The sequence below is a fragment of the Pseudomonas sp. LBUM1658 genome (genome assembly GCF_059716055.1).
Genome location: NZ_CP166798.1, coordinates 4,560,658 through 4,586,436, shown reverse-complemented (window position 1 = coordinate 4,586,436; position 25,779 = coordinate 4,560,658). Strand labels below are relative to the sequence as shown.

General features: G+C 59.8%; 19 protein-coding genes. 12 read left to right on the top strand and 7 right to left on the bottom strand.

What is annotated here, in order from left to right; all coding sequences use genetic code 11:
• Window positions 1-2 precede the first annotated feature (2 nt).
• From fadA to ACA064_RS21185, 5 genes are all read left to right on the top strand, one after another.
• A complete protein-coding gene (gene fadA, locus ACA064_RS21205) occupies window positions 3-1,178 on the top strand; it encodes an acetyl-CoA C-acyltransferase FadA (RefSeq protein WP_497669873.1) in 1,176 nt (391 codons plus the stop codon).
• Between the two features lie 97 nt (window positions 1,179-1,275).
• On the top strand, window positions 1,276-1,512 hold the full coding sequence (locus tag ACA064_RS21200; protein WP_150804767.1) for a DUF1653 domain-containing protein: 237 nt from the start codon (window positions 1,276-1,278) through the stop codon (window positions 1,510-1,512).
• Between the two features lie 114 nt (window positions 1,513-1,626).
• Window positions 1,627-4,239, top strand: a complete 2,613-nt coding sequence (topA, locus tag ACA064_RS21195) for a type I DNA topoisomerase (RefSeq protein ID WP_497669872.1) — start codon at window positions 1,627-1,629, stop codon at window positions 4,237-4,239.
• Window positions 4,240-4,558: 319 nt separating this feature from the next.
• A complete protein-coding gene (locus ACA064_RS21190) occupies window positions 4,559-5,080 on the top strand; it encodes a DUF6586 family protein (RefSeq protein ID WP_497669871.1) in 522 nt (173 codons plus the stop codon).
• 199 nt (window positions 5,081-5,279) lie between these two features.
• Window positions 5,280-5,513 (top strand): hypothetical protein, encoded by a 234-nt coding sequence (locus ACA064_RS21185; protein WP_497674300.1) that lies wholly within the window; start codon window positions 5,280-5,282, stop codon window positions 5,511-5,513.
• A gap of 86 nt (window positions 5,514-5,599) precedes the next feature.
• On the opposite strand, the gene sulA is transcribed toward ACA064_RS21185, so the two are convergent.
• Both sulA and lexA read right to left on the bottom strand, forming a co-directional pair.
• The gene (sulA, locus tag ACA064_RS21180) at window positions 5,600-6,073 is read right to left on the bottom strand and encodes an SOS-induced cell division inhibitor SulA (RefSeq protein WP_497669870.1); all 474 of its coding nucleotides are present in this window, start codon (window positions 6,071-6,073) and stop codon (window positions 5,600-5,602) included.
• Between the two features lie 10 nt (window positions 6,074-6,083).
• Window positions 6,084-6,692 carry a transcriptional repressor LexA gene (gene lexA / locus ACA064_RS21175; protein WP_150804762.1) on the bottom strand — a complete coding sequence of 203 codons (609 nt, stop codon included), beginning with the start codon at window positions 6,690-6,692 and terminating at the stop codon, window positions 6,084-6,086.
• A gap of 251 nt (window positions 6,693-6,943) precedes the next feature.
• Between lexA and ACA064_RS21170 the strand changes: the two genes are divergently transcribed.
• The 4 genes from ACA064_RS21170 to ACA064_RS21155 all read left to right on the top strand — a co-directional run bounded on the left by ACA064_RS21170 (window position 6,944) and on the right by ACA064_RS21155 (window position 12,992).
• Complete coding sequence (locus ACA064_RS21170) at window positions 6,944-7,651, top strand: TetR/AcrR family transcriptional regulator (RefSeq protein WP_497669869.1); 708 nt, start codon at window positions 6,944-6,946, stop codon at window positions 7,649-7,651.
• Between the two features lie 202 nt (window positions 7,652-7,853).
• Complete coding sequence (gene nagZ, locus ACA064_RS21165; protein WP_497674299.1) at window positions 7,854-8,852, top strand: beta-N-acetylhexosaminidase; 999 nt, start codon at window positions 7,854-7,856, stop codon at window positions 8,850-8,852.
• Window positions 8,853-8,864: 12 nt separating this feature from the next.
• On the top strand, window positions 8,865-9,608 hold the full coding sequence (locus ACA064_RS21160) for an S-methyl-5'-thioinosine phosphorylase (protein WP_497669868.1): 744 nt from the start codon (window positions 8,865-8,867) through the stop codon (window positions 9,606-9,608).
• A gap of 78 nt (window positions 9,609-9,686) precedes the next feature.
• A complete protein-coding gene (locus ACA064_RS21155; protein WP_497669867.1) occupies window positions 9,687-12,992 on the top strand; it encodes a DEAD/DEAH box helicase in 3,306 nt (1,101 codons plus the stop codon).
• 147 nt (window positions 12,993-13,139) lie between these two features.
• Here the strand turns inward: ACA064_RS21155 and ACA064_RS21150 are convergent, their stop codons facing one another.
• From ACA064_RS21150 to mfd, 3 genes are read right to left on the bottom strand one after another with little or no spacing between them, the layout of a single operon-like run.
• Complete coding sequence (locus tag ACA064_RS21150; RefSeq protein WP_497669866.1) at window positions 13,140-15,830, bottom strand: SNF2-related protein; 2,691 nt, start codon at window positions 15,828-15,830, stop codon at window positions 13,140-13,142.
• A gap of 11 nt (window positions 15,831-15,841) precedes the next feature.
• On the bottom strand, window positions 15,842-16,414 hold the full coding sequence (locus ACA064_RS21145; protein WP_497669865.1) for a CsiV family protein: 573 nt from the start codon (window positions 16,412-16,414) through the stop codon (window positions 15,842-15,844).
• Window positions 16,415-16,424: 10 nt separating this feature from the next.
• Entirely contained in the window at window positions 16,425-19,874 is a 3,450-nt protein-coding gene (gene mfd / locus ACA064_RS21140; RefSeq protein ID WP_497669864.1) for a transcription-repair coupling factor, read from the bottom strand.
• A gap of 171 nt (window positions 19,875-20,045) precedes the next feature.
• On the opposite strand from mfd, the gene ACA064_RS21135 reads away from it, so the two are divergent.
• The 3 genes from ACA064_RS21135 (at window position 20,046) to sthA (ending at window position 24,395) form a co-directional block, all read left to right on the top strand.
• Window positions 20,046-21,509 (top strand): glyceraldehyde-3-phosphate dehydrogenase, encoded by a 1,464-nt coding sequence (locus ACA064_RS21135; RefSeq protein WP_497669863.1) that lies wholly within the window; start codon window positions 20,046-20,048, stop codon window positions 21,507-21,509.
• Window positions 21,510-21,781: 272 nt separating this feature from the next.
• On the top strand, window positions 21,782-22,789 hold the full coding sequence (locus tag ACA064_RS21130; protein WP_497674298.1) for an FAD:protein FMN transferase: 1,008 nt from the start codon (window positions 21,782-21,784) through the stop codon (window positions 22,787-22,789).
• Window positions 22,790-23,000: 211 nt separating this feature from the next.
• The gene (gene sthA / locus ACA064_RS21125; RefSeq protein WP_497669862.1) at window positions 23,001-24,395 is read left to right on the top strand and encodes a Si-specific NAD(P)(+) transhydrogenase; all 1,395 of its coding nucleotides are present in this window, start codon (window positions 23,001-23,003) and stop codon (window positions 24,393-24,395) included.
• 42 nt (window positions 24,396-24,437) lie between these two features.
• Here the strand turns inward: sthA and ACA064_RS21120 are convergent, their stop codons facing one another.
• The gene (locus ACA064_RS21120; RefSeq protein ID WP_497669861.1) at window positions 24,438-25,160 is read right to left on the bottom strand and encodes a glycerophosphodiester phosphodiesterase; all 723 of its coding nucleotides are present in this window, start codon (window positions 25,158-25,160) and stop codon (window positions 24,438-24,440) included.
• 18 nt (window positions 25,161-25,178) lie between these two features.
• Window positions 25,179-25,766 (bottom strand): PilZ domain-containing protein, encoded by a 588-nt coding sequence (locus tag ACA064_RS21115; protein ID WP_497669860.1) that lies wholly within the window; start codon window positions 25,764-25,766, stop codon window positions 25,179-25,181.
• Window positions 25,767-25,779: the final 13 nt, after the last annotated feature.

The following is a 25,779-nucleotide window of genomic DNA, read 5'->3' as shown; positions in this document are numbered from 1 at the left end:
ATATGAACTTGAATCCTAGAGACGTCGTGATTGTCGACTTCGGTCGTACGCCGATGGGCCGCTCCAAGGGCGGCATGCACCGCAATACCCGCGCTGAAGATATGTCGGCGCACCTGATCAGCAAACTGCTGGAACGCAACGTCAAGGTCGATCCGTCCGAAGTCGAAGACGTGATCTGGGGCTGCGTCAACCAGACCCTGGAGCAGGGCTGGAACATCGCCCGCATGGCGTCCTTGATGACGCAGATCCCGCACACCGCTGCCGGCCAGACCGTCAGCCGCCTGTGTGGCTCGTCGATGAGCGCTTTGCACACTGCCGCGCAAGCGATCATGACCGGCAATGGTGACGTGTTCGTCGTCGGCGGCGTCGAGCATATGGGTCACGTGAGCATGATGCACGGTGTCGATCCGAACCCGCACATGTCGCTGTACGCGGCGAAAGCCTCGGGCATGATGGGGCTGACCGCGGAAATGCTCGGCAAGATGCACGGCATCACCCGTGAAGCGCAGGATGCCTTTGGCGTGCGTTCCCACCAACTTGCCCACAAAGCGACGCTGGAAGGCAAGTTCAAGGACGAAATCATCCCGATGCAGGGTTACGACGAGAACGGTTTCCTGAAATTGTTCGACTACGACGAAACCATCCGTCCGGAAACTACCCTGGAAAGTCTGGCGGCCTTGAAGCCTGCATTCAATCCAAAGGGTGGCACCGTAACGGCGGGCACTTCCTCGCAAATCACCGATGGTGCTTCGTGCATGATCGTGATGTCGGCGCAGCGTGCCCAGGACCTGGGCATCCAGCCAATGGCGGTTATCCGCTCGATGGCCGTGGCAGGTGTGGACCCGGCAATCATGGGTTATGGTCCTGTACCGGCAACACAGAAAGCACTGAAACGCGCGGGTCTGGGTATTGCTGATATCGACTTCTTCGAGCTCAACGAAGCTTTCGCCGCACAGGCCCTGCCGGTGCTGAAAGATTTGAAAGTGCTCGACAAGATGAACGAGAAGGTTAACCTGCACGGCGGCGCAATTGCTCTGGGCCATCCATTTGGTTGCTCCGGTGCGCGTATTTCCGGCACCTTGCTCAATGTAATGAAGCAAAATGGCGGGACCTTCGGTGTGTCCACCATGTGCATTGGTCTCGGCCAGGGCATTGCCACCGTCTTCGAACGCGTTTAAACGTTTCGTTGATGGAAGCCGGGGCCATGTGCCCCGGTTTTTGTTTTTCCGAATTTTTTTGTTTTTTATTTTTACGGTTTTGTAGGAGGGCCAGCACATGAAAGTCGAACCCGGGCTCTATCAGCATTACAAGGGGCCGCAATACCGCGTTTTCAGTGTCGCGCGGCATTCCGAAACCGAAGAAGAAGTGGTGTTCTACCAAGCACTGTATGGCGATTACGGCTTTTGGGTGCGTCCCTTGAGCATGTTCCTGGAGTCGGTCGAAGTTGACGGCGAACAGGTGCCACGCTTTGCTTTGGTGCAGGCCGAACCGAGCCTTTTTTCCAAGCCATAAGTTGAGTGCGCGCAAAACCCTGCGCTTGACCTCACCTTGTTGCCACTATATATAGCGGTGCCGCGTCAGGCGCCAACCGCCTTTCACTTCTAGAATTCAGGAATTTTCTGATCCATGGGCAAATCGCTGGTCATTGTGGAATCCCCGGCTAAGGCCAAGACCATCAACAAGTATCTGGGTAACCAATACGTGGTGAAGTCGAGTATCGGCCATATCCGAGACCTGCCCACCAGCGGTTCGGCTAGCGCCAGCAAAGAGCCTGCCGCCAAGCGTGGCAAGGCCGCCGCGGGTGAAGGTCCGGTGCTCACGCCGAAAGAGAAGGCGCGCAAGCAGCTGGTCTCGCGTATGGGTGTCGATCCCGATCATGGCTGGAAAGCCAAGTACGAGATCCTCCCGGGCAAGGAAAAGGTCATCGAAGAGCTGCGCCGGCTCGCCAAGGATGCTGACACCATCTATCTCGCAACCGACTTGGATCGCGAGGGGGAAGCCATTGCCTGGCACCTGCGCGAAGCCATCGGGGGTGACGACAGCCGCTACAAGCGCGTGGTGTTCAACGAAATCACCAAGAAGGCGATTCAGGAAGCTTTCTCCAAGCCAGGCGAACTGGACATCGATCGGGTCAACGCCCAACAGGCCCGTCGCTTCCTCGACCGCGTGGTCGGTTACATGGTTTCGCCGCTGCTGTGGTCCAAGATCGCCCGTGGCCTGTCCGCCGGCCGTGTGCAATCGGTGGCGGTGAAACTGGTAGTCGAGCGTGAGCGCGAAATTCGTGCGTTCAACCCGGAAGAGTACTGGGAAGTGCATGCCGATCTCGGTACCACCAAAGGCGCCAACGTGCGTTTCGAAGTGGCCCGTGAAAACGGCGAAGCCTTCAAGCCGCTCAACGAAACCCACGCCATGGCGGCATTGGAAAAGCTCAAGGCTTCCAGTTACACCATCGCCAAGCGTGAAGACAAACCGACCAGCAGCAAGCCGTCGGCACCCTTCATCACGTCCACCCTGCAGCAGGCCGGTAGCAACCGCCTGGGCTTCGGCGTGAAGAAAACCATGATGATGGCTCAGCGTCTGTATGAAGCGGGCTACATCACCTATATGCGTACCGACTCGACCAATCTCTCGGCCGATGCCGTGGAAATGGCGCGTACCTATATTGAGGGCGAATTCGGCAGCAAGTACCTGCCTGCGGCGCCGAACGTTTACAGCAGCAAGGAAGGCGCGCAAGAGGCTCACGAAGCGATTCGTCCTTCTGACGTGAATACCGACCCAAGCAAGCTGGTGGGCATGGAGCGTGACGCTGAGCGGCTCTACGAGCTGATCTGGCGCCAGTTCGTCGCTTGCCAGATGCTGCCTGCGCAATACCTGTCGACCACTGTCACCGTCGCCGCCGGGACCTTCGAGCTGCGCGCCAAGGGCCGCATCCTCAAGTTCGACGGTTACACCCGGGTCATGCCACAAATGACCAAGCCTGGCGACGACGATGTGTTGCCGGACATGGCTCAGGGTGACGCGATGAAGCTGATCAAGCTCGACCCGAGCCAGCACTTCACCAAACCGCCTGCGCGTTACTCCGAAGCGAGCCTGGTCAAGGAAATGGAAAAACGCGGTATCGGTCGTCCTTCGACCTACGCCGCGATCATTTCGACCATTCAGGATCGTGGTTACGTCGCACTGCACAACCGTCGTTTCTATTCGGAAAAGATGGGCGATATCGTTACCGAGCGCTTGTCCGAGAGCTTCTCCAACCTGATGGACTACGGCTTCACCGCCGGTATGGAAGAGAACCTCGATGACGTCGCCCAGGGCGAACGCGACTGGAAAAACGTGCTCGACGAGTTCTACGGCGACTTCAAGAAGAAACTCGAAGTGGCTGAAGGTGCCGAGCACGGCATGCGTGCCAACGAACCGGTAATGACCGACATCCCGTGCGTCCAGTGCGGCCGGCCGATGCAGATTCGTACCGCCTCCACCGGCGTGTTCCTTGGCTGCTCGGGTTACAGCCTGCCGCCCAAAGAGCGCTGCAAGGCCACCGTCAACCTGGTGCCGGGCGATGAAATCGCTGCGGACGACGAGGGTGAGTCGGAGTCGCTGGTGTTGCGTGGCAAGCATCGCTGCCCGATCTGCAGCACGGCGATGGACGCCTACCTGCTCGACGAGAAACGCAAGCTGCACATCTGCGGTAACAACCCTGATTGCCTCGGTTTCGAAGTCGAAGAGGGCACCTACCGGATCAAGGGCTACGAAGGTCCGAGCCTGGAATGCGACAAGTGCGGCAGCGAGATGCAGCTCAAGACCGGCCGTTTCGGCAAGTTCTTCGGTTGCACCAATGCAGAGTGCAAGAACACCCGCAAACTGCTGAAAAGTGGTGACGCGGCGCCGCCGAAGATGGATCCGGTGAAAATGCCGGAACTCAAGTGCGAGAAGGTCAACGACACCTATATCCTGCGTGACGGTGCTTCCGGGCTGTTCCTGGCCGCCAGCCAGTTCCCGAAAAACCGCGAGACCCGTGCTCCGCTGGTGATGGAGATCGTGCCGCACAAGGACGAGATCGATCCGAAGTATCACTTCCTGTGTGAGGCGCCGAAGAAAGATCCGGACGGTCGCCCTGCGGTAATCCGTTACAGCCGCAAGACCAAGGAGCAGTACGTCCAGACCGAAGTCGAAGGCAAGCCTACCGGCTGGCGCGCGTTCTACGACGGCGGCAAGTGGACCGTCGAAGACAAGCGCTGATCGGAGGTTGCGCGCAATACCTGTGGCGAGGGGGCTTGCCCCCGTTGGGTCGCGAAGCGGCCCCAAACCCTGCAATCACATTTTGTCAGGCACACCGCATTCACAGATTTTGCGGGTGCTGCGCACCCGAGCGGGGGCAAGCCCCCTCGCCACAAATGTAACCAGGCGCAAGAGTCGCGCTAACTGACGGGCCACAATGGCCGCGCGAAAACCCCCGGGTTATCACGCGGCCTTTTTTTTTGCGCTTGCAGTCGGCCGCAGTGACCACGACACTGTCCGGCCAGCATGCAGCTTTTTATTCGTTGTGGAGACTGCCGTCATGGCCCACGAACTCTATACCCGTACCAACCAGAAAATTTACTTCGCCGGCCTTTCGCTCGAGGCGTTGGCCAAGGCTGAAGAGGGGCGGGCAATCAACTCCCAGGCGTTGGTTCAGGCAGGGCGTGAAACGGTGCTGTTTCATCTGTACGGTGCGGTGCTCGGGCTGTGTCATGAGATCGCCGGCTTCTACCGTTTGCCCCAGGCCAATGCGCCACGGGCAGAGATGCTGCTGACTCGCGAAGTGCTCGAAACGTTGCAAATCCCCGAGCTGGCGGAGCTGGTGGAGCTGGCGCAGAACCCTGAAACCTGGCTGGCCAAGCTGCTGGCAGCCCATGCTGCGCTGTTCCAGCCGCCACGAGCGCCGCGTAAGCCCAAGGGCGATGTCACTCAGCCGTTGATCGTTGCGGTCAATCTCGATGAGGAAGTGGAGCCGGAGTTGAATCGCGAAGAGCTGGAAAGCTGGCGACAGAACCTGAAAGCGCTGGCCATTCGGTTCCGCGATGGGCTCAACGAAAGCTGAGGTGTTATTTCGGATCGAGTGTGATTGGTTGTAGCAGCTGCCGAAGGCTGCGTCCGGCTGCGCAGCAGTCGTAAAATCAGACTCTGCGGTATTCCAGACAAACCGTGGAAGCAGGATTTACGACTGCTTCGCAGCCGAACGCAGCCTCGCAGGCTCGACAGCTGCTACAATGTCGGCCTTTCGTGGAGAACAAATCTTTATGCCAACGTCCTTTCTAGAAATTGTTGAGTTGCCTGACGGCCGTATCGAGCTGCGCAGGGCTGAGGACGAGGGTTCTCTGGTGACTTTGGACTTTTCCGAAGACGCCAAAGCGTTTCTGCAAGGACAGCACGTGGAAGTTGCCAAGGCCATGTTGAGCGTTGGCGTGCAGATGGCTGGACGTCTGGTTGAAGGCGAATTGGAGCAAGACGACGCATCACGGGTACTTCACTAAGCCCGTTCGTCGGATTCCCTGTGTAGTTTATCGGCTTCTCTATTCTCGAGAAGCCCCGCGTTATTCAGATATTGTTCCAGTCCCGATCAGCCCAAACGAATATTCAGACTTTGCGCGTCCCCTGTACGGGCGGCGCTGATCAACTGTTGCCGCGCGCTGGAGCTCAGCGGGTTGAGCCAGCTGACCACGGTGTGGCTACGCCCCAGACGCAGTGCCTCGCAGGTCAGTTTCTGAGCGCTTTGGACGCCTCGGGGTTGCAGCAGCAGAATCCGCTCGCGATTCAACCCTGCATCCCGCAGCCAGGTCTGGGTCAGGCTCGAGGGCGGGGCGATCAACGTCAGCCAGCGTGCGTCCTGGTCCTGGCTCAGCTCTCTGAGAATAGGTGCCAGCAGGCTCAGGCAGTTCCCGGCCGCACCGCGTAGCGACAATTCACTGAACGCTTCGGGCTCAGTGCTCCATGGCGACTCGACCACATCCTTGAGGATCGGCGCGAGTGGCTGGGCCATGAAGGCCTCGAACAGTGGCAGTTGTGCTTGCTGTGGTGTGTGTGGGAACTGCATAAAGCCTCCTTTAGCGGCGAATGACGCCGACACTCAAGCCTTCGATCACCAGATCCTGATCTTTCAGGTTCACTTCGATAGGGGCGAACTCGGGGTTTTCGGCCATCAGCCAGACTTTGCTGCCTTCACGCTTGAAGCGCTTGACGGTGACTTCGTCGCCGATCCGCGCAACCACGATCTGGCCGTTGCGAGCCTCGCGAGTGGTATGCACGGCGAGCAGGTCACCGTCGAAGATGCCGATGTCCTTCATGCTCATGCCATGTACGCGCAGCAGGTAGTCGGCGCGCGGATGGAAGAAGGTCGGGTTGATGTTGCAGGACTCTTCGATGTGTTGCTGGGCGAGAATCGGTGCTCCGGCAGCCACCCGGCCAATGATCGGCAGGCTGGACTCATCGGTCTTGGCTTCGAAGCCGGGAATGCGAATCCCGCGGGAAGCGCCAGGGGTCATCTCGATCGCGCCCTTGCGGGCCAGCGCCTTGAGGTGTTCTTCAGCGGCATTGGGGGATTTGAAACCCAGTTCCTGAGCGATTTCCGCACGTGTAGGCGGGTAGCCGTTGTCGTCGAGGCAACGTTTGATAAAGGCCAGAATCTCAGCTTGGCGTGGCGTCAGTTTTAGCATATCGATCGCTCTGTCTTTTTATACAGTGACTGGGATTATATACAGTGAATCGCACTTGGCAATCCTCCTTTTTATCGAGTCCGCTGGACGGTCGGATTGCAGTGGAACGACCGTGGAGTCAGAGGACTGACTACAGAGTCAGCGTGTATGCTTAAATAGGTGACTGAGCGGCCGGAATACGGACAGTCAGACTTGACAATGCAAAGTCTGAAACGTATGTTTCAAACAAGTGTTTGTCAGGCGGAGTAGCCATGGCCCAGTCGGAAACCGTTGAACGTATCCTTGATGCTGCCGAGCAGTTGTTCGCGGAAAAAGGGTTTGCCGAAACCTCATTGCGGCTGATTACCAGCAAGGCCGGGGTCAACCTGGCGGCGGTGAACTATCATTTCGGCTCAAAAAAAGCTCTGATCCAGGCGGTGTTCTCGCGGTTCCTCGGTCCCTTTTGCATCAGCCTCGATCGCGAGCTCGAGCGACGCCAGGCCCGGCCGGACAACAAGCCGAGCCTGGAAGATCTGCTGGAAATCCTCGTTGAACAGGCGCTGGTAGTACAGCCGCGCAGTGGCAACGATCTCTCTATCTTCATGCGTTTGCTCGGCCTGGCCTTCAGTCAGAGCCAAGGGCATTTGCGTCGCTATCTGGAGGACATGTACGGCAAGGTGTTCCGCCGTTACATGCTGCTGGTCAACGATGCCGCGCCACGGATTCCGCCGATCGAACTGTTTTGGCGCGTGCATTTCATGCTGGGTGCCGCAGCCTTCAGCATGTCGGGTATCAAGGCCCTGCGGGCGATTGCCGAGACCGACTTCGGGGTCAATACCTCGATCGAGCAGGTGATGCGCTTGATGGTGCCGTTTCTGGCAGCCGGCATGCGCGCCGAAACCGGCGTCACCGATGACAAGATGGCCAACGCCCAGCTACGGCCGCGCAGCAAGTCGACCCCTTCGGTCGCCAAGGTTTAACCGCGCACGGGTGGGCGCGGCGGCTGACATCCGTTAAGCTAGCCGCCCATGCCGACTGCAGTTTTAGCTCTGCTCCCTATCCCCTTCGCCGACCCTGTTTTGCCGGGCATTGCCTGTGCCAATCCGGTCGCGCGACTGCGCCTGGGCCATCGTTGATGTGCCGCGCGCTTGCCGTTATTAAGGATTTTCCATGACTTCTGGCCTGCAAGGCTCCTTGATGGTGGACGTCGCCGGTACCTGGCTGACGGCTGAAGATCGCCAGTTTTTGCGTCAGCCCGAAGTGGGCGGCCTGATCATTTTTGCGCGCAATATCGAGCATCCGCGCCAGGTGCGTGAACTCAGCGCATCGATCCGCGCAGTGCGTCCCGACCTGCTGCTGGCAGTGGACCAGGAGGGCGGTCGGGTGCAGCGACTGCGCCAGGGCTTCGTGCGTTTGCCGGCAATGCGGGCGATTGCCGATAACCCGAATGCCGAGCAGCTGGCCGAGCAGTGCGGCTGGATCATGGCGACTGAAGTGCTGGCGGTCGGCCTCGACCTGAGTTTCGCTCCAGTATTGGATCTGGACTATCAGCGTAGCGCGGTGGTCGGCAGTCGTTCCTTCGAAGGCGATCCAGAGCGCGCCGCATTGCTGGCAGGGGCGTTCATTCGCGGCATGAACGGCGCCGGCATGGCCGCCACCGGCAAGCACTTCCCCGGCCACGGCTGGGCAGAGGCCGATTCCCATGTGGCGATCCCGACAGACGAGCGCAGCCTCGAGGACATTCGTGCCCATGACCTGGTGCCCTTTGCCCGCTTGAGCAAGCAATTGGCGGCGGTGATGCCGGCCCACGTCATCTACCCGCAGGTCGACTCGCAGCCTGCCGGTTTCTCGCGTCGTTGGTTGCAGGACATCCTGCGCGGCGAGCTGCAGTTCGACGGGGTAATTTTCAGCGACGACTTGTCGATGGCCGGCGCTCATGTGGTCGGCGATGCCGCGAGTCGAATCGAAGCGGCGCTGTCGGCCGGTTGCGACATGGGCCTGGTGTGTAACGATCGGGCGGCGGCCGAGCTGGCTTTGAGCGCTGCCCAGCGCTTGAAGGTCAAGCCGTCTGCGCGGATAGCGCAGATGCGCGGCAAAGCCTGCGCCAGCACCGAATACCGCCAGGACCCACGCTGGCTGGCGGCCCTTGGCGCGCTCAAAGATGCCCAACTGATTGATTGAGGACTTTTTGCAATGACGGTTTACGCGATTATCGGTGGCACCGGTCTCACTCAGCTCGAAGGCTTGAGCATTCGCCAGTCATTGGCGCTGGATACGCCGTACGGCGCGTCTTCGGCGGACATCCAGATCGGCGAATACGCCGGGCGTGAAGTGCTGTTTCTGGCGCGCCACGGCCATCCGCACCGTTTTCCACCGCATCAGGTGAACTACCGGGCCAACCTCTGGGCGCTGAAGCAGGCGGGTGCCGAGGCGATTCTGGCAGTCAACGCGGTGGGCGGGATTCATGCAGCGATGGGCACTGGGCATTTCTGCGTGCCTCATCAACTGATCGACTACACCAGCGGCCGCGAGCACACCTACTTTGCCAATGATCTGGAACAGGTCACCCACATCGACTTCAGCTACCCCTACAGCGAACCGCTGCGCGAGCAGCTGATTGCCGCACTGGCCGCTGAAGGCTGCGCCTACAGCAGTCAAGGCGTGTATGCCTGCACCCAGGGGCCGCGTCTGGAAACCGTGGCCGAGATCGCCCGGCTGGAGCGCGACGGCTGCGATATCGTCGGCATGACCGGCATGCCGGAAGCGGCCCTGGCCCGCGAGCTGGAACTGGCTTACGCCTGTCTGGCCCTGGTGGTGAACCCGGCCGCCGGCAAGTCCGGCGCAGTCATCACCATGGCCGAGATCGAGCAAGCGCTGAATGACGGTATGGGCAAGGTGAAGTCGACATTGGCGCGGGTGTTGGCGGGCAATGTTTAGTCTATGAGCCCTGGTGGTGGGGCTGCCAACATGTTCCGCAACTACCGATTTAATTGATTCCTGATAAGCGCTGAGTCTATGTCAACCTATCTCCAGCACATTTTCGAGCTTCCCTGGACTGAAGAATTCAGCCAGCCCACCCTCGACCGGGGCCGCAAATATGCCCAGGAGCGGCGAGTAGAGATAATCAGTGCCGACGAGGATGCCGTTATCGCAGCCTGCCGAGGTTCGGCCGGGAATGTCTACGAGCAGCACATTCAATTCAATGGCGATCCGGTGGGTGAATACCTGCTCGAATGTTACTGTTCGTGCCCGGTCGTGGTCGATTGCAAGCATTGCGCGGCGGCCATGTTTCACCTGCAAGAGACCTCTGTTCAAGCGCCGAGCGCCTCTGCCGAGGTCCGACTCAATCGTGAGCTTGAGCAATGGCTCCAGCAGATTGCCGATCAAGATCGCGTGCAAGGCGATCCGGCCAAAGGCACTGGTACCCGACTGGTGTACAAGCTCGAGGTGAGCCGCAGCCTTGGCCAGTGGGTGCTGGAGGTGTACAGGGCGCGTCAGCTCAAGGACGGCGCGCTGCGGGACATAAAACCGTTGTACTCAATGGCGGATACGCTGGCTCGCGAGCCGGGTTACCTGTCCGAGCAGGATCTGCGAATCGCCAGGCTGATGGTGGCGGGTCGCTCCCACTCCTTCCTCAGTGGTTATCCCTTGCAAGGGCGCGGCGGGGCGGAAATTCTCGAGCTGGCACTGCAGACTTCACGGCTGTTCCTCGATTTTGAACAGGCGCAGCCATTGTCGGCTGGCGCGCAACGGCCAGCCGACTTTATCTGGGCTGAACAACCCAACGGCAATTATCGTCCGCAATGGCTCAGTGCCGGGCAGGCGCTGGAGGCGGTATTGCCCCTGGAGCCTTTGCATTATCTGGATCGGACCCGAGGTGAGCTAGGGGTTGTACTGCACCTGCTGGACAATAAATTAGCCAGTCATTTATCCCTTGCACCGGAAATTCCCGCCCGTCAGGTGCTGCAGTTCAGCCACCGCCTGAGTGCTTTGAACAAGGCGGCTCCCGCTCCGCAAGCGCTGACCGAACGCCTGATCGATGACCTCGAGCCGCAGGCGTATCTGACCCTGGGCAGCCACGGTTTTACTGGCTATGTACATGAAACGCGGCGTATGCAGCAGCAATTCGAACACCGTGCGGCGTTGACGTTCAGCTATGACGGACACTTGGTGACGGACAAAAAATCCAAAGCGCTCATGGTGCTGTCCGGCACTGAAACCCTGCGCATTCAGCGCAAGCCCGCTGCCGAAAAAGTGTTGCTTCAAGTCTTGCAGAAAACCGGCTTGAAAAAATCCACGGGCAAAAGCCAGGCGTTGCCCGATAGCGCTGGCGAGATGTTTGGCTTCGCGGATGATCAGGCCTGGTTCGATTTCGTTCATACCGGCATACCGGCCTTGCGCGCGGCCAATTGGCACATCGAGATCGCCAAGGGTTTTCAGTTTGATCTGCGCCCCGTGGAGGATTGGTACGCCGACGTTGAAGAGTCGTCCGGGCGTGAATGGTTCGATCTCGAGCTGGGTATCGTGGTCAATGGCGAGCGTCATAGTTTGTTGCCGATCATTCTGCACCTGTTGCGCAGCAGCCCGCAGCTATTGAATCCGGATTACCTTGCGCAGCGCGCGGACGACGACTACCTGCTGACCGATCTCCATGGCGGGCAATCCGCCGGCAGGTCCGGGGCAAAGGTCGCGCTACCTTATGGCCGGATCAAGCCATTGATGGCCACCCTGGGCGAGTTGTATCTGGGTGAGCACAACGGCACTTCGTTGCGTTTGAGTGCGCCCGACGCAGCGCGGCTGAGTGAGCTGGAAGGTTTGCCGATGGTCTGGCAGGGCGGCGAGCGTTTGCGGGCTTTCGCCAAACGCCTGCGTGAGTCGACTCACATCCAGGTCCCGGCACCGGTGGGGCTTGATGCGACGCTACGGGAGTATCAGCTCGAAGGCCTGAACTGGATGCAGACCCTGCGCGAGCTGGAAGTCGGCGGGATCCTCGGCGACGACATGGGGCTGGGTAAAACCCTGCAAGCGCTGGCCCACCTGCTCTGCGAGAAACAGGCCGGTCGTCTCGCGAGCCCGGCTCTCGCGGTCATGCCCACCAGCCTCATACCCAATTGGCTCGACGAAGCGGCGCGTTTTACGCCACAGCTCAAGGTGCTGGTGCTTCACGGGGCCAACCGTCAGAAAGACTTTACCGGCCTGGCGCAGTACGACCTGATTTTGACCACTTATGCGCTACTCCCGCGAGACCTGGAGGTATTACAGCCTCAAGCCTGGAGCCTGTTGATTCTGGACGAAGCTCAGAATATCAAGAACCCGCTGAGCAAAGCGGCTCAGGCGGCGCGACAGTTGGACGCCAGGCAACGGCTGTGTCTATCCGGGACGCCTTTGGAAAATCACCTGGGTGAACTCTGGTCGTTGTTCCATTTCCTGCTGCCGGGCTGGCTCGGTGACAGCAAGACCTTCAATCGCGATTACCGCACGCCCATTGAGAAACACGGTAATCGCGAGCGCATGCAGCACCTGACCTCGCGGATAAAACCGTTCCTGCTGCGCCGCAAAAAAGACCAGGTTGCCACGGAACTGCCGCCCAAGACCGAAATCGTGCACTGGGTCGAACTGAGCGACACGCAACGGGATGTCTACGAAACCGTGCGCGTCGCCATGGACAAGAAGGTCCGTGACGAAATTACCCGCAATGGCGTTGGGCGTAGTCAGATCATCATCCTTGAGGCGTTGCTCAAGTTGCGCCAGGTCTGCTGCGATTTGCGCCTGGTGAAGACTGCCTCAACGGCCAAGGCCGCACGTCCAGGCAGCGGCAAGCTGGGTAGCCTGATGGAAATGCTTGAGGAACTGCTCAGCGAAGGCCGACGAGTCCTGCTGTTCTCGCAATTCACCTCAATGCTTGCGCTGATTGAAGAGGAGTTGCAGCAGCGCAATCTCGGCTACTCGATCTTGACCGGTGAAACCCAGGATCGGCGGACACCGGTCAAAGACTTCCAGAGTGGCAAGACTGCGCTATTCCTGATCAGCCTCAAGGCGGGCGGAACCGGCCTCAATCTGACTGCTGCCGATACGGTGATTCATTACGACCCGTGGTGGAACCCTGCAGTGGAAAACCAGGCGACTGATCGGGCCTACAGGATCGGTCAGGATAAGCCGGTGTTCGTCTACAAACTCATCGCCCGCGGCACCGTCGAAGAGAAAATACAGGCGCTGCAACAAGAAAAAGCCGCCCTGGCCGCCGGGGTGCTGGAAGGCGGTATGAGCGGTGGCTGGAAACTTGAACAGAGTGATATTGAAGCCTTGTTCGCGCCATTGTAGGGCTGAGCATCAGGTGCACCAGGCGCGCCCATCGCGAGCAAGCTCGCTCCCACATTGGATCGGAGTCGAACACAAATTATGTGTGCGCCATATACCTAATGTGGGAGCGAGCTTGCTCGCGATAGCGATGGATCAGACACCGCTATTTCAGCGCTTTTCCAGCTTATTAGGCAGCGGCGCAAACAACGCTTCGATGTCCTCGCTCTGCAGCTTCCAGTCGCCGGTTTTGCGTCCGTCCAGTACGCCTGCCGCCAGGTCGGATTTTTCCTTCTGCAGGTGCTGGATTTTCTCTTCGACGGTGCCGCGGGCGATCATCTTGTAGACGAATACCGGCTTCTCCTGGCCGATGCGATAGGCGCGGTCGGTGGCCTGGTTTTCGGTGGCCGGGTTCCACCACGGATCGTAGTGGATGACCGTGTCGGCCTCGGTCAGGTTCAAGCCCACGCCGCCGGCTTTGAGGCTGATCAGGAAGATCTGCAGCTTGCCGCTCTGGAACTCTTTCACCGGGGTCCGGCGATCGCGGGTTTGTCCGGTCAGCAGTGCATAAGCGACGCCACGGCGTTTCAGTTCAACTTCGATCAGCGCGAGCATCGAGGTGAACTGTGAGAACAGCAGAATCCGCCGGCCCTCTTCAAACAGCTCCTCGAGCATTTCCATCAGGCTGTCGAGTTTGCCGGAGGAACTGCCACGGGCCGGGGGCGCATCGTTGACCAGGCGCAGATCACAACAGACCTGACGCAGTTTGAGCAGCGCTTCGAGAATGATGATCTGGCTGCGGGCCACGCCCTTGCGGGTAATCTCGTCGCGGACTTTCTTGTCCATAGCCAGGCGCATGGTTTCATAGACGTCACGCTGCGCTTCGTTGAGTTCGACCCAGTGGATGATCTCGGTTTTCGGCGGCAGTTCGGTGGCGACCTGTTCTTTGGTCCGGCGCAGCAGAAAGGGTTTGATCCGGCCATTGAGGTGCTGCAGGCGTACTTCGCTGGCGCGCTTTTCGATCGGCACGCGGTAGTCGCGATTGAAGCTTTTCACGTCACCCAGCCAGCCGGGCAACAGGAAGTGAAACAGCGACCAGAGTTCGCCCAGATGGTTTTCCAGTGGCGTACCACTCAAGCACAGGCGTTGCCGGGCATTGAGCTCTCGCGCGGCATGGGCTGCCTTGCTGTTGGGGTTCTTGATGTATTGCGCTTCGTCGAGGACCAGCACGTGCAGGGGCAGGGCGGCGAGGCGCTCGACATCCTTGGGCAGCAGTGCATAGGTGGTCAGGATCAGGTCGTAATCGGTCAACTCGGCGAAATATTTTTTGCGCCCCGCACCGTACAGTGCCAGCACCTTGAGTTGCGGCGTGAAGTGCGCCGCCTCATCCAGCCAGTTGGGAATCAGGCTGGTGGGCATCACCACCATGCACGGCCGGTCCAGGCGCCCGGCGTTCTTCTCGCTCAACACATGGGCGAGGGTTTGCAGGGTCTTGCCCAGGCCCATATCGTCGGCGAGGATGCCGCCGACTTCCAGTTGCCGCAGCGACTGCATCCAGCTCAAGCCTTCCAGCTGATAAGGCCGCAGCGTCGCGTTCAGCCCTTCGGGGGCGGTGGTTGTGAAGTCTTTGATATCCCGCAGGCGCTGGGCGAAGGTGCGGATGTGCTCGCCACCTTCCCAGAGCAGCGGCAAACCTTCCAGCGGGTTGAGGCGCGTCGCATCGGCCTTGCTCAAGCGCAGGGTGTTGGTGTCGGGTTCCTGCAGATAGAACTCGCCGAGGGTCGCCAGCACCGGCTTCAAGCGGCCGAACGGCAAGGCAACCTGCAACGGGCCGTGATCGGAGCCTGGGCGGTTGGGGATGTTCACCAGAATCAGCTCCTCATCACGGCGCCTGGCGAGGCGTTCCGGGTTGAGCAGTTCGGTGTGCGAGCGCATCAGGTTGAGCAGGATCGGCAGCAGGCTCAACCGTTCGCCATTGACGATAATCCCCAGTTCTAGGTCGAACCAGTCGCGCTCGGGTGCTTCTTCGACAGTGGCGTACCAGTCATCCACGGCTGTCAGGTCGAAGCCGAAGTCTTCATCGATCTGCAGCTCCCAGCCTTGCTCGCGCAGCTTGGGCAGCTCATTGAGGGTGAAGGTCAGCCAGGCGCTGTCGTTGACCATCTCGAACAGGTCGCCGGCGCTTTCCGGCAGTGCCTTGCTTTGGCGGGTGGCGATCTTGAAACCGAGTATTCGCAGCTGTTCGCGGTAGGTGTTTTCGACTTCGGGCTGGCGTTTGATCCGCAGGGTCTGCTTTTCCTGACGAATCAGGATGTCGGCATTCTTCTGCCCGCTGACGTATTCATCCAGGTAGCTGAAAGACAGGGCCGCGCGATGCTGGATGTAGCGCTGCATTTTGCCGTTGCGCGGTTCGAAGGCGCTGAACTCGATGCTCGCCAGCCACAGGCGCGGAACCGGTTGCACGTTATCCACCACCACCTGCGGTAACACGGCCGGGCTACGGTTTTCCAGCACGGCCTGGAGTTTTTCCAGCAGTTCGGCGTCTTTCGCGGCGGCCGGGTAGGCCAGGGTTTCCTGTACCTGCAGCAATACCGCTGCGCAGTGTTTGCAGTTAGTGCGGACCGGGCAGGAACAGGTGGCATCGACCATCAGCAAGGTGCCTTTGGCCGACTCGCGCAAGCGAATGGTCTGACGGTAAACATTGCCCCCCGAGCCTTCGCAGCTGGCGGTGATCGTACTGTCACCGGCCTGGACGATTCTGACGCGGTTTTCCAGGGCGTAGCGGCGGCCACGCTCCAGGCTTTGTTCCTTGAATCGACTGACCCAGGAGGGGCCCAGAGGTTTGGTGAGGGTCGGGGGCATGGGGACTTCAATCAGTCCGGTATTTCTTCGGGGACTGGCACAGGCGCAGGGGCTGTCAGCGAGGTGATCTTGATCAGCAGGCCGAGGTGGCCGTTATCGAGGAAGTTCAGCTGGCCGTTCTTGGTATGGCTGGTCTGGCTCATGCGCTCGCTGGCAGTGACCAGGCCATTGCTGTCGATCTGATTGACCCAGAACTCCGCATCGACGTCGGTAAAGCGTCCCAGTTTCAGATTGAGGGTGCCCTCGATCGGAAACTGGCCGAACGTTTCCTGGCCGTCGCTGACCGCGACTTTGCTCGGCTCTTCGCCCAGGTTCTGTTGCCAGGCTTTGTGCATCAGTACCGTGTAGTTGCTGCTTTCGGCGAGCTTGGCGACTTCGTCATTCAGACTGGGTGTGCGTTCGTCCTGCGCCGGGATGCGCTGGGCGCCGGCGGCCCAGTCTTCCGGTGCGACAATTTTTTCGTTGACGATGGCCGGCACAGCGTTCTGGCGGACCAGAATCATTTCAACCTGATACAGGCTGTCGGCAAACGCCGTAGGTGCGACCAGTGTCAGTAGCAAGGTCAGAGAGCGAAACAGGCGCATACGGCGTCCTTCAAGCAGTTTTCGGAATGAGGCGTTCAAACAGCGCCTCCAGTGTATTGAAGCGCTCTTCCGGGCGCTCCATTGGCACCATGAATTTGAACATCGTGGCGCCTTCGAACTTGTAGCGGTTGGGCTGGCCCTGGATCAGCTTGATCAGCACCAGTGGGTCGACCGGGGTTTGCGCCTCGAACTCGATGCGACCGCCTTGCGGGCCGCCGTCGACTTTCTTGATGCCGAGCTGTTCGGCCTGCAGTTTCAGCAGGGTCAGGCGCACCAGATTCTTGGTCGGCTCCGGCAACAGGCCGAAGCGGTCGATCATCTCCACCTGCAGGTCTTTCAAGCCTTCCTCATCGGTAGCCGAAGCGATTCGTTTGTAGAGGATCAGCCGTGCGTGCACATCTGGCAAATAGTCTTCGGGAATCAGTGCCGGCAATCGCAGGTTGATCTCCGGACCGCCGCCCAGCGGTTGATCGAGGTTCGGCTGTTCGCCCTTGCGAATGGCTTTCACCGCGCGTTCGAGCATCTCCATGTACAGGGTAAAGCCAACCGCCTGAATCTGCCCGCTTTGACCGTCACCAAGCAATTCACCGGCACCGCGGATCTCCAGGTCGTTGGTGGCAAGCACGAAGCCCGCGCCGAGGTCCTGGGTGTTGGCGATAGCTTCCAGGCGCTTTTCCGCGTCCGGGGTGATTTGCTGGCGCGGCGGAGTCAGCAGGTAGGCGTAGGCCTGGTGGTGACTGCGACCGACCCGGCCGCGCAGCTGGTGCAATTGCGCCAGGCCGAACTTGTCGGCGCGCTCGATGATGATGGTGTTGGCGCTCGGCACGTCGATCCCGGTCTCGATGATGGTCGAGGCGATCAGCACGTTGAAGCGCTTATGATAGAAGTCGCTCATCACTTGTTCGAGTTCACGCTCGCGCATCTGCCCGTGGCCGATGGCGATCCGTGCTTCCGGCACCAGCTCGGCAAGGTCGGCGGCGCATTTCTCGATGGTCTTGACGTCGTTGTGCAGGTAATAGACCTGGCCGCCGCGCAACAGCTCGCGGAGCAAGGCCTCTTTGACCGTGCTCTTGTTCTGTTCCATGACGAAGGTCCGCACCGACAGCCGACGGGCCGGCGGCGTGGCGATGATCGACAGATCACGCATGCCCGAGACCGCCATGTTCAGCGTGCGCGGAATCGGCGTGGCGGTCAGGGTCAGAATGTCGACTTCACTGCGCAAGGCCTTGAGCTGTTCTTTCTGACGGACGCCGAAGCGGTGTTCTTCGTCGATGATCACCAGCCCGAGGTTTTTGATCTTCACATCGTCTTGCAGCAACTTGTGGGTGCCGATAACGATATCGATCTTGCCCTCGGCCAGTTCGGCGACCGCGGCGTTGATTTCCTTGGTCGACTTGAAGCGGCTCATCACTTCCACGGATACCGGCCAGTCGGCGAAGCGATCGCGGAAGCTGTTGTAATGCTGCTGGGCGAGCAGGGTGGTCGGCACCAGGATGGCCACCTGACGACCGCCGTGCACGGCAATGAAGGCCGCGCGCATCGCCACCTCGGTCTTGCCAAAGCCGACGTCGCCGCAGACCAGGCGGTCCATCGGCTTGGGCGCGAGCATATCGGCGCGCACCGCGTCGATGGTGGTTTGCTGGTCCGGGGTTTCTTCGAACGGGAAGCCGGCGCTGAAGGTCGCATAATCGGCTTTCGGGTCTTCGAAGGCATAACCTTCGCGAGCCGCGCGTCGGGCATAGATGTCGAGCAATTCGGCGGCCACGTCGCGTACCTGTTCGGCGGCTTTGCGTTTGGCTTTCTGCCAGGTTTCCGAACCCAGGCGATGCAGCGGGGCCAGGGCATCGTCGGTACCGGTGTAACGGGCGATCAAATGCAGGTTGGCCACCGGCACGTAGAGTTTGGCGCCCTCGGCGTAGGCGAGGGTGAGGAACTCGGCGGCCTGATTGTCGATTTCCAGGGTGGCCAGGCCCAGGTAGCGGCCGACCCCGTGATCGATGTGCACCACCGGCGCGCCTTCCCGCAGTTCGGTGAGGTTCTTGATCACTGCATCGTTATTGGCGTCGGCGCGTTTTTCCCGACGCCGGCGCTGCATCACCCGCTGACCGAACAGCGGGCTTTCGGCAATCAGTGCCAGTGACGGGTCATCCAGCACCAAGCCTTCGTCCAGCGGGGCAATGGTGATTGCCAGACGATGTTTGCTGGCCACGAAATCCGGCCAGCTATCGACGGTTTTCGGCCGCAGCTTCAGACGTTCGAGCAGTTCCAACAGCACTTCGCGGCGCCCGGCGGATTCCGCGGTAAACAGCACGCGGCCGGGAAACTCGTCGAGGAAACCTGCGAGTGCCGCCAGTGGCTCATTGGCCTTGGCTTCGATCGCCAGATTGGGCAATGGCTGGGCCGGGAAGCGTTCGCGACCGACGCCGGTTTCGACGTCCTGCTGGCTGGCGACTACCCGCGGCCAGTTTTTCAGGCGGGCAAAGCAGTCTTCCACCGGGAGGAACAGTTCGGCCGGCGGCAACAATGGACGCGATGGATCGACGCGGCGTTCTTCATAGCGGTTGCGCACATCGTTCCAGAAGTTCTCGGCGGCCTGTTCGATGCCCGGCAGGGAAAACACCTGGGTGTCCTGGGGCAAGTAATCGAACAGGGTCGAGGTTTCGTCGAAGAACAGTGGCAGGTAGTACTCGATACCGGCCGGAGTGATCCCGCTGCTCAGGTCCTGGAAGATCGGGCAGCGGCGGAAATCAACATCGAAACGCTCGCGAAAGCGCGCCTTGAAACGGGTGACGGCATCCTTTTGCAGCGGAAATTCCCGCGCCGGCAGCAGTCGCACCGAGGTGACCTTGTCGATGGAGCGTTGGTTATCCGGGTCGAAGGTGCGCAGGGTTTCGATTTCATCATCGAACAGGTCGATGCGGTAGGGCAGTTTGCTGCCCATCGGGAACAAATCGATCAGCGCTCCGCGCACCGCGAACTCGCCGTGCTCGTACACCGTATCGACGCAGCGGTAGCCGCTGGCTTCAAGCCGAGTGCGCATCTGGTCGACATCGAGCTTCTGGCCGATGTCCAGCACCAGGCTGCTGCCCAGCAGGAATTTGGTCGGTGCCAGGCGATGTAGGGCCGTGGTGATCGGCACTACCAAAACGCCATGACTGAGTTCCGGCAACCGATAAAGGCTGGCGATTCGCTGAGAAATGATGTCCTGGTGCGGCGAAAACAGGTCGTAGGGCAGGGTTTCCCAGTCCGGGAAATGCAATACCGGCAAATCAGGGGCGAAGAAACTCAGCTCCTGTTCCAGCCGTTCGGCACTTTGGCTGTCGGCGGTCAGGAGCAGGGTGAAGCGCTTTGCAGCGCTGGCAGCCTCGGCAATCGCCAGGCTGAGGGCGGCACCGGGCAGGTTGCCCCAGTGCTGTTTGCCTGCGGCGGCAGGGAGTAGCGGTAGACGCAGAACGGGCACGGAAGGTTGAGCTCCAAGCGTTGCGACAAAGTCGACGATTGTAGCTGGCGAAGGCACCGGCTGTCAGTTGCTGACTACTAAACAAAGGGCGAAAAGCGTGTCGCGACAGCCGCGCATTGATCCGAAGAGCAGTCGGCGGCATAATGTAGCCCCTTTTTTCTGCCCCTACATATGTGGAAGGTTCCCGTGACTCAGAAGCCCGACCAGTGTCTTGGTGAATGGATCGACCGTGAAGCACTCGCAGAAGCGATGATTCCGCTTATCGGTCAGCTCTACCGCAACAACAACGTGGTGAGCTCGATCTATGGCCGCAGCCTGATCAATCGTTCAGTCATAGCGATTCTCAAAGCTCACCGTTTTGCTCGTCATCGCCAGTCCGATGACAGCGAACTGTCCGTCCACGAAACGTTCCCTCTGCTCAAAGCGATGAGCGAGCTCAAGCTCGGCTCTGCTTCGGTAGACTTGGGCAAGCTGGCGGTCAAATTCAAGGCCGAAGGCAATGGCCGTACTGCCGAGCAGTTCGTCCGCGAAGAACTGGCCGATGTGGTCGGTCAGCAAAATGGTTCCGGCCGTACCGGCACTGACGTCGTGCTGTACGGCTTCGGTCGTATCGGCCGTCTGCTGGCGCGCATCCTGATCGAAAAAACCGGTGGTGGCGACGGCCTGCGTCTGCGTGCCATCGTGGTCCGCAAGGGCGCCGACAACGACCTGGTCAAGCGTGCCAGCCTGTTGCGTCGTGACTCGGTGCATGGTCCGTTCGATGGCACCATCGTTATCGATGAAGCCAACAACACCATCACCGCCAACGGTAACCTGATCCAGGTGATCTACGCGAAGAACCCTACTGAAGTGGATTACACCCAGTACGGCATCAAGAACGCGCTGCTGGTGGACAACACCGGTGTATGGCGTGACGCCGACGGCCTGGGCCAGCATCTGACCTGCCCGGGTATCGATCGCGTCGTTCTGACCGCGCCTGGCAAAGGCAAGCTGAAGAACATCGTGCACGGTATCAACCACGGCGAAATCACTGCTGACGACAAGATCGTGTCCGCGGCTTCCTGCACCACCAACGCCATCGTGCCGGTGCTCAAGGCAGTCAACGACAAGTTCGGCATCATCAACGGTCACGTTGAAACGGTTCACTCGTACACCAACGACCAGAACCTGATCGACAACTTCCACAAAGGCGATCGCCGTGGTCGTAGCGCCGCGCTGAACATGGTTATCACCGAGACCGGTGCTGCCACTGCCGCTGCCAAGGCGCTGCCTGAATTGGCTGGCAAGTTGACCGGTAACGCGATCCGCGTTCCAACGCCAAACGTGTCGATGGCCATTCTCAACCTCAACCTTGAGAAAGCCACCACCCGCGAAGAGATGAACGAGTACCTGCGCTACATGGCGCTGCACTCCGATCTGCATAAGCAAATCGACTTCGTCAACTCGCAGGAAGTGGTTTCCACCGACTTCGTTGGTTCGCGCCACGCCGGTGTGGTGGATGCTGAAGCGACCATCTGCAACGATAACCGCGTTGTCCTGTACGTCTGGTACGACAACGAATTCGGTTACAGCTGCCAGGTAGTGCGCGTGATGGAAGACATGGCCGGGGTAAACCCGCCAGCGTTCCCGCGCTAAGCCTTAGCCGCACATGAAAACGCCCCGACTTGTCGGGGCGTTTTTGTTTGTGCGGCAATCAAAAGATCAAGATTAAAAGATCAAGATCAAAAGATCGCAGCCTGCGGCAGCTCCTACGCCGACCGCGTACACCCCTGAATTAAAGGGTGTACGCCAATCATGTAGGAGCTGCCGCAGGCTGCGATCTTTTAGGCGAGTATCTGTCGCATAATGGCCGCCCCTGCTTGCAGGGCGAGTCAATTTCTGGAGGGACAGGTTTGCGCACGTGGCCAATGCAGGTTCTCAGTCTATTTCTGGTACTCAGCGCACTGTCGGGCTGTGGCAATGATGATTCGCTGGAAAGCTTCGGCGGTCCGACCATGGGCAGTACCTATTCAATCCAATACGTGCGGTACACCGGGATCCCCGGACCGGCCGAGGTTCAGCAGCAAGTCCAGCACATCCTCTCCGAGGTCGATCAGCAGATGTCGACCTACCGCAGCGATTCGGACATCGAGCGTTTCAACGATTTGCCGGCAAACAGTTGCCAGCCAATGCCTGAGTCGATCCTGCAGTTGGTGCGGGTCGGCGAGCAGCTGTCGATCGCAAGCGACGGCTCCTTCGATCTGACCGTAGAGCCGCTGTTGAACCTGTGGGGCTTCGGGCCCCAGGCTCGCGAGGAGAAAGTCCCGAGTGCCGAAGCTCTGGCTGAAGTCCGCCAGCGGGTCGGGCATGAGCATTTACGGATCGAGGGTGATCGGTTGTGCAAAGACGCGCCGGTCAACGTCGACTTCAATAGCATTGCCGCCGGTTATGCGGTGGACCAGATCGCCGGGAAGCTGACGGCACTGGGCATCGACAGCTATCTGGTGGAAGTCACCGGAGAACTCAAGGCTATCGGTAAAAAGCCCGATGGCTCACCCTGGCGGATCGCCCTGGAAGAGCCTCGGGACGATCAGCAAGTGGTCGAGCGGGTGATCGTGGTCGATGGTCACGGCGTATCCACTTCCGGCGACTATCGTAAATATTTCGAGCAGGACGGGCGACGTTATTCCCACACCTTCGACGCCCGTACCGGCAGGCCGGTCGAGCATACGTTGGCGTCAGTGACGGTGATTCATCCTTCGGCGTTGATGGCCGATGGCTTGTCGACGCTGTTGCTGATTCTGGGGCCGGAACGCGGTTGGGATTATGCAGAAAAACACCATATCGGCGCTTTTTTTGTGATGCGCACCGATAGCGGTTTCGTCACACGAAGCAGTCAGGCTTTTGTACGGCTGAGCGCGGATAAAACCAAGTGATTGCGGCGCGTTCGCGTCGAGTGCTGGCGATGTAGTGCAGGCAAAAGTAGCCTACGACGCGACCAAGGGTTAATGTGCGCGGCGTTGACGCTTCTATAGACTGTGTCCGGGTTTTATTACTGACCCCAAATTGTTCCTTCATGCCGCACAGGCCGGCATGATTTAGCCGCGGGTACCTGAGTGGTGCCGCGGCCTGTTCTGAGGAGTATGCATGGCTGTCTACAACTACGACGTGGTGGTGCTGGGTTCCGGCCCGGCTGGAGAAGGTGCGGCGATGAACGCCGTCAAGGCAGGGCGCAAGGTGGCGATGGTCGATAGCCGTCGCCAGGTCGGCGGCAACTGCACCCACCTGGGGACCATCCCGTCCAAGGCCTTGCGTCACTCGGTCCGGCAGATCATGCAGTTCAACACCAACCCGATGTTCCGGGCCATTGGCGAACCGCGCTGGTTCTCTTTTCCTGACGTACTCAAGAGTGCGGAAAAGGTGATTGGCAAGCAGGTTGCCTCGCGCACCGGTTATTACGCGCGCAATCGGGTTGACCTGTTTTTCGGCACCGGCAGCTTCGCCGACGAGCAGACCGTCGAAGTGGTCAGCGCCAATGGCATGGTCGATACGCTGGTGGCCAAGCACATCATTATCGCCACCGGTTCGCGCCCGTATCGCCCGGCCGACATCGATTTCAACCACCCGCGCATCTACGATAGCGATACCATCCTGAGTCTGGGCCACACCCCGCGCAAACTCATCGTCTATGGCGCCGGCGTGATCGGTTGTGAATACGCCTCGATCTTCAGTGGTCTTGGGGTATTGGTTGAGCTGGTGGATAACCGCGGCCAGCTGCTGAGCTTCCTCGACTCCGAGATCTCCCAGGCCCTGAGCTATCACTTCAGCAACAACAACATCACGGTGCGGCACAACGAGGAATACGACCGGGTCGAAGGCCTCGACAACGGCGTGATCCTGCACCTCAAATCCGGCAAGAAGATCAAGGCCGATGCCTTGCTCTGGTGCAACGGGCGTACCGGCAACACCGACAAGCTGGGCATGGAAAACATCGGGGTCAAGGTCAACAGCCGTGGCCAGATCGAAGTGGACGAGAACTATCGCACCTGCGTGCCGAACATCTACGGCGCCGGTGACGTGATCGGCTGGCCGAGCCTGGCCAGTGCTGCCCATGACCAAGGGCGTTCGGCAGCCGGCAGTATCGTCGACAATGGTAGCTGGCGCTTCGTCAACGATGTGCCGACCGGCATCTACACCATTCCGGAGATCAGCTCGATCGGCAAGAACGAGCAAGAGCTGACCCAGGCCAAGGTGCCATACGAAGTCGGCAAGGCGTTCTTCAAAGGCATGGCGCGAGCGCAGATCGCCGGTGAGCCCCAGGGCATGCTGAAGATCCTGTTCCACCGCGAGACTCTGGAAGTCCTCGGCGTGCACTGCTTCGGTTACCAGGCGTCCGAGATCGTGCACATTGGCCAGGCAATCATGAACCAGCCGGGCGAGCTCAATACCCTGAAGTACTTCGTCAACACCACGTTCAACTACCCGACCATGGCCGAAGCCTATCGGGTAGCGGCTTACGACGGCCTCAACCGGCTTTTTTGAGCGGCTCCGGCCGGTGGCCTGAGCCGGCCGGGGAGACCGATTTCAGCAATTCTCGAGAGTGGCGCTGGCCAAACCGGGAAAGTCTGTAATCAGGCTATCTACGCCGAAGTCGGCGAGCCTGCGCATCAGCGCGGGTTCGTTGACTGTCCACACCGAGACATGCAAACCCTGACGCTGCGCCTTCTCCAGGCGCTCAGGGGTGCACAGCGTCCAGTTCAAGGCAAGAATCTCACAGCCATAGCTTTGCGCGACCTTGATCGGGTCAAGCCAGGCGTATTCGGCAACCAGCCCGCGGGACAGATCCGGGGTCAGTTCCAGCGCGGCCTTCAGCACTTCCCTTGAGCTCGAGGTGATGGTGACCTTGTCCAGCAAGCCGAAGCGTTGGGCCATTTCGCGAATTGCCAGTACCGTGGTTACTGCGCGAGTGCGTGAAGGGCTCTTGACTTCAAGCTGCCAGTGCTCGAAATCACACTTCTCAAACAACTCCTCCAGGCGCGGAATCGGACATGGCTTGATCCAGCCCGGGCCGCCCTTGCGCGCATCGTAGGTCACCAGGTCGGCGGCCATTTGCTCGACCACCTTGCCGCGGCGGTCGGTGGTGCGTTTGAGCGTCGGGTCGTGGATTACCATCAACTCGCCGTCCATGGACAGATGCAGGTCCAGCTCGCAGCGACGTACCCCGTGCTTGAGGCACTGCTGAAAACTGGCCAGGGTGTTTTCCGGTGCTTCGCCTTTGGCGCCGCGGTGGCCGTAGATAAGGGTCACGGTTCTTCCTTAAAAAAGTTAATCGCCGGATAAATCGGTTTGTTCGCGGGCCAGGCGCCGCTCCTGCGCCTGTTTCTGCAAGATATAGCGGGCCAGCAACTGGCGCTGCGCGTCGGTCGGCGACTCGAACTCAGTGCCGATTTTGAACGTGCCGAAGCCCTCCGGTTCACAGTTCGTGACCTTGGCCCGCAACAGTAGGCCCAATGCCTGCGGCATCAGCAATAGCTTGATCGCCAGATGACTGTCGGGCGGGTAGGCGAGGTGATGTTCGAACTCGATACCGCCTTCGGACAGCACCACGTGCTGCGGCTCCTCGAACTTGTCGAGCACGGTCTGGGCGACCACCTGGCCGAGCAGGTCGATGCGCTTGTTCAGCACCTTCAGGTAGGCGGCCATGGTTCGATCGCGTTCGCTGATCTGCCGGAGCAGGTGCTGCGATTCGAACTCGCTCAGGTGCAGTTCGCTGAGCAGATTGAATAAAGTCGACTCATCCTGCAACACTTCCTGGCCTGTGGCTTCGTGGGCAGACAGGGGCCGAATTTCCAGTGCGATCGTGTCCTCGATACGGTAGTATTCGCGGCGATCTTCTTCATCTAATGTCGACATGGCGAACCCATGG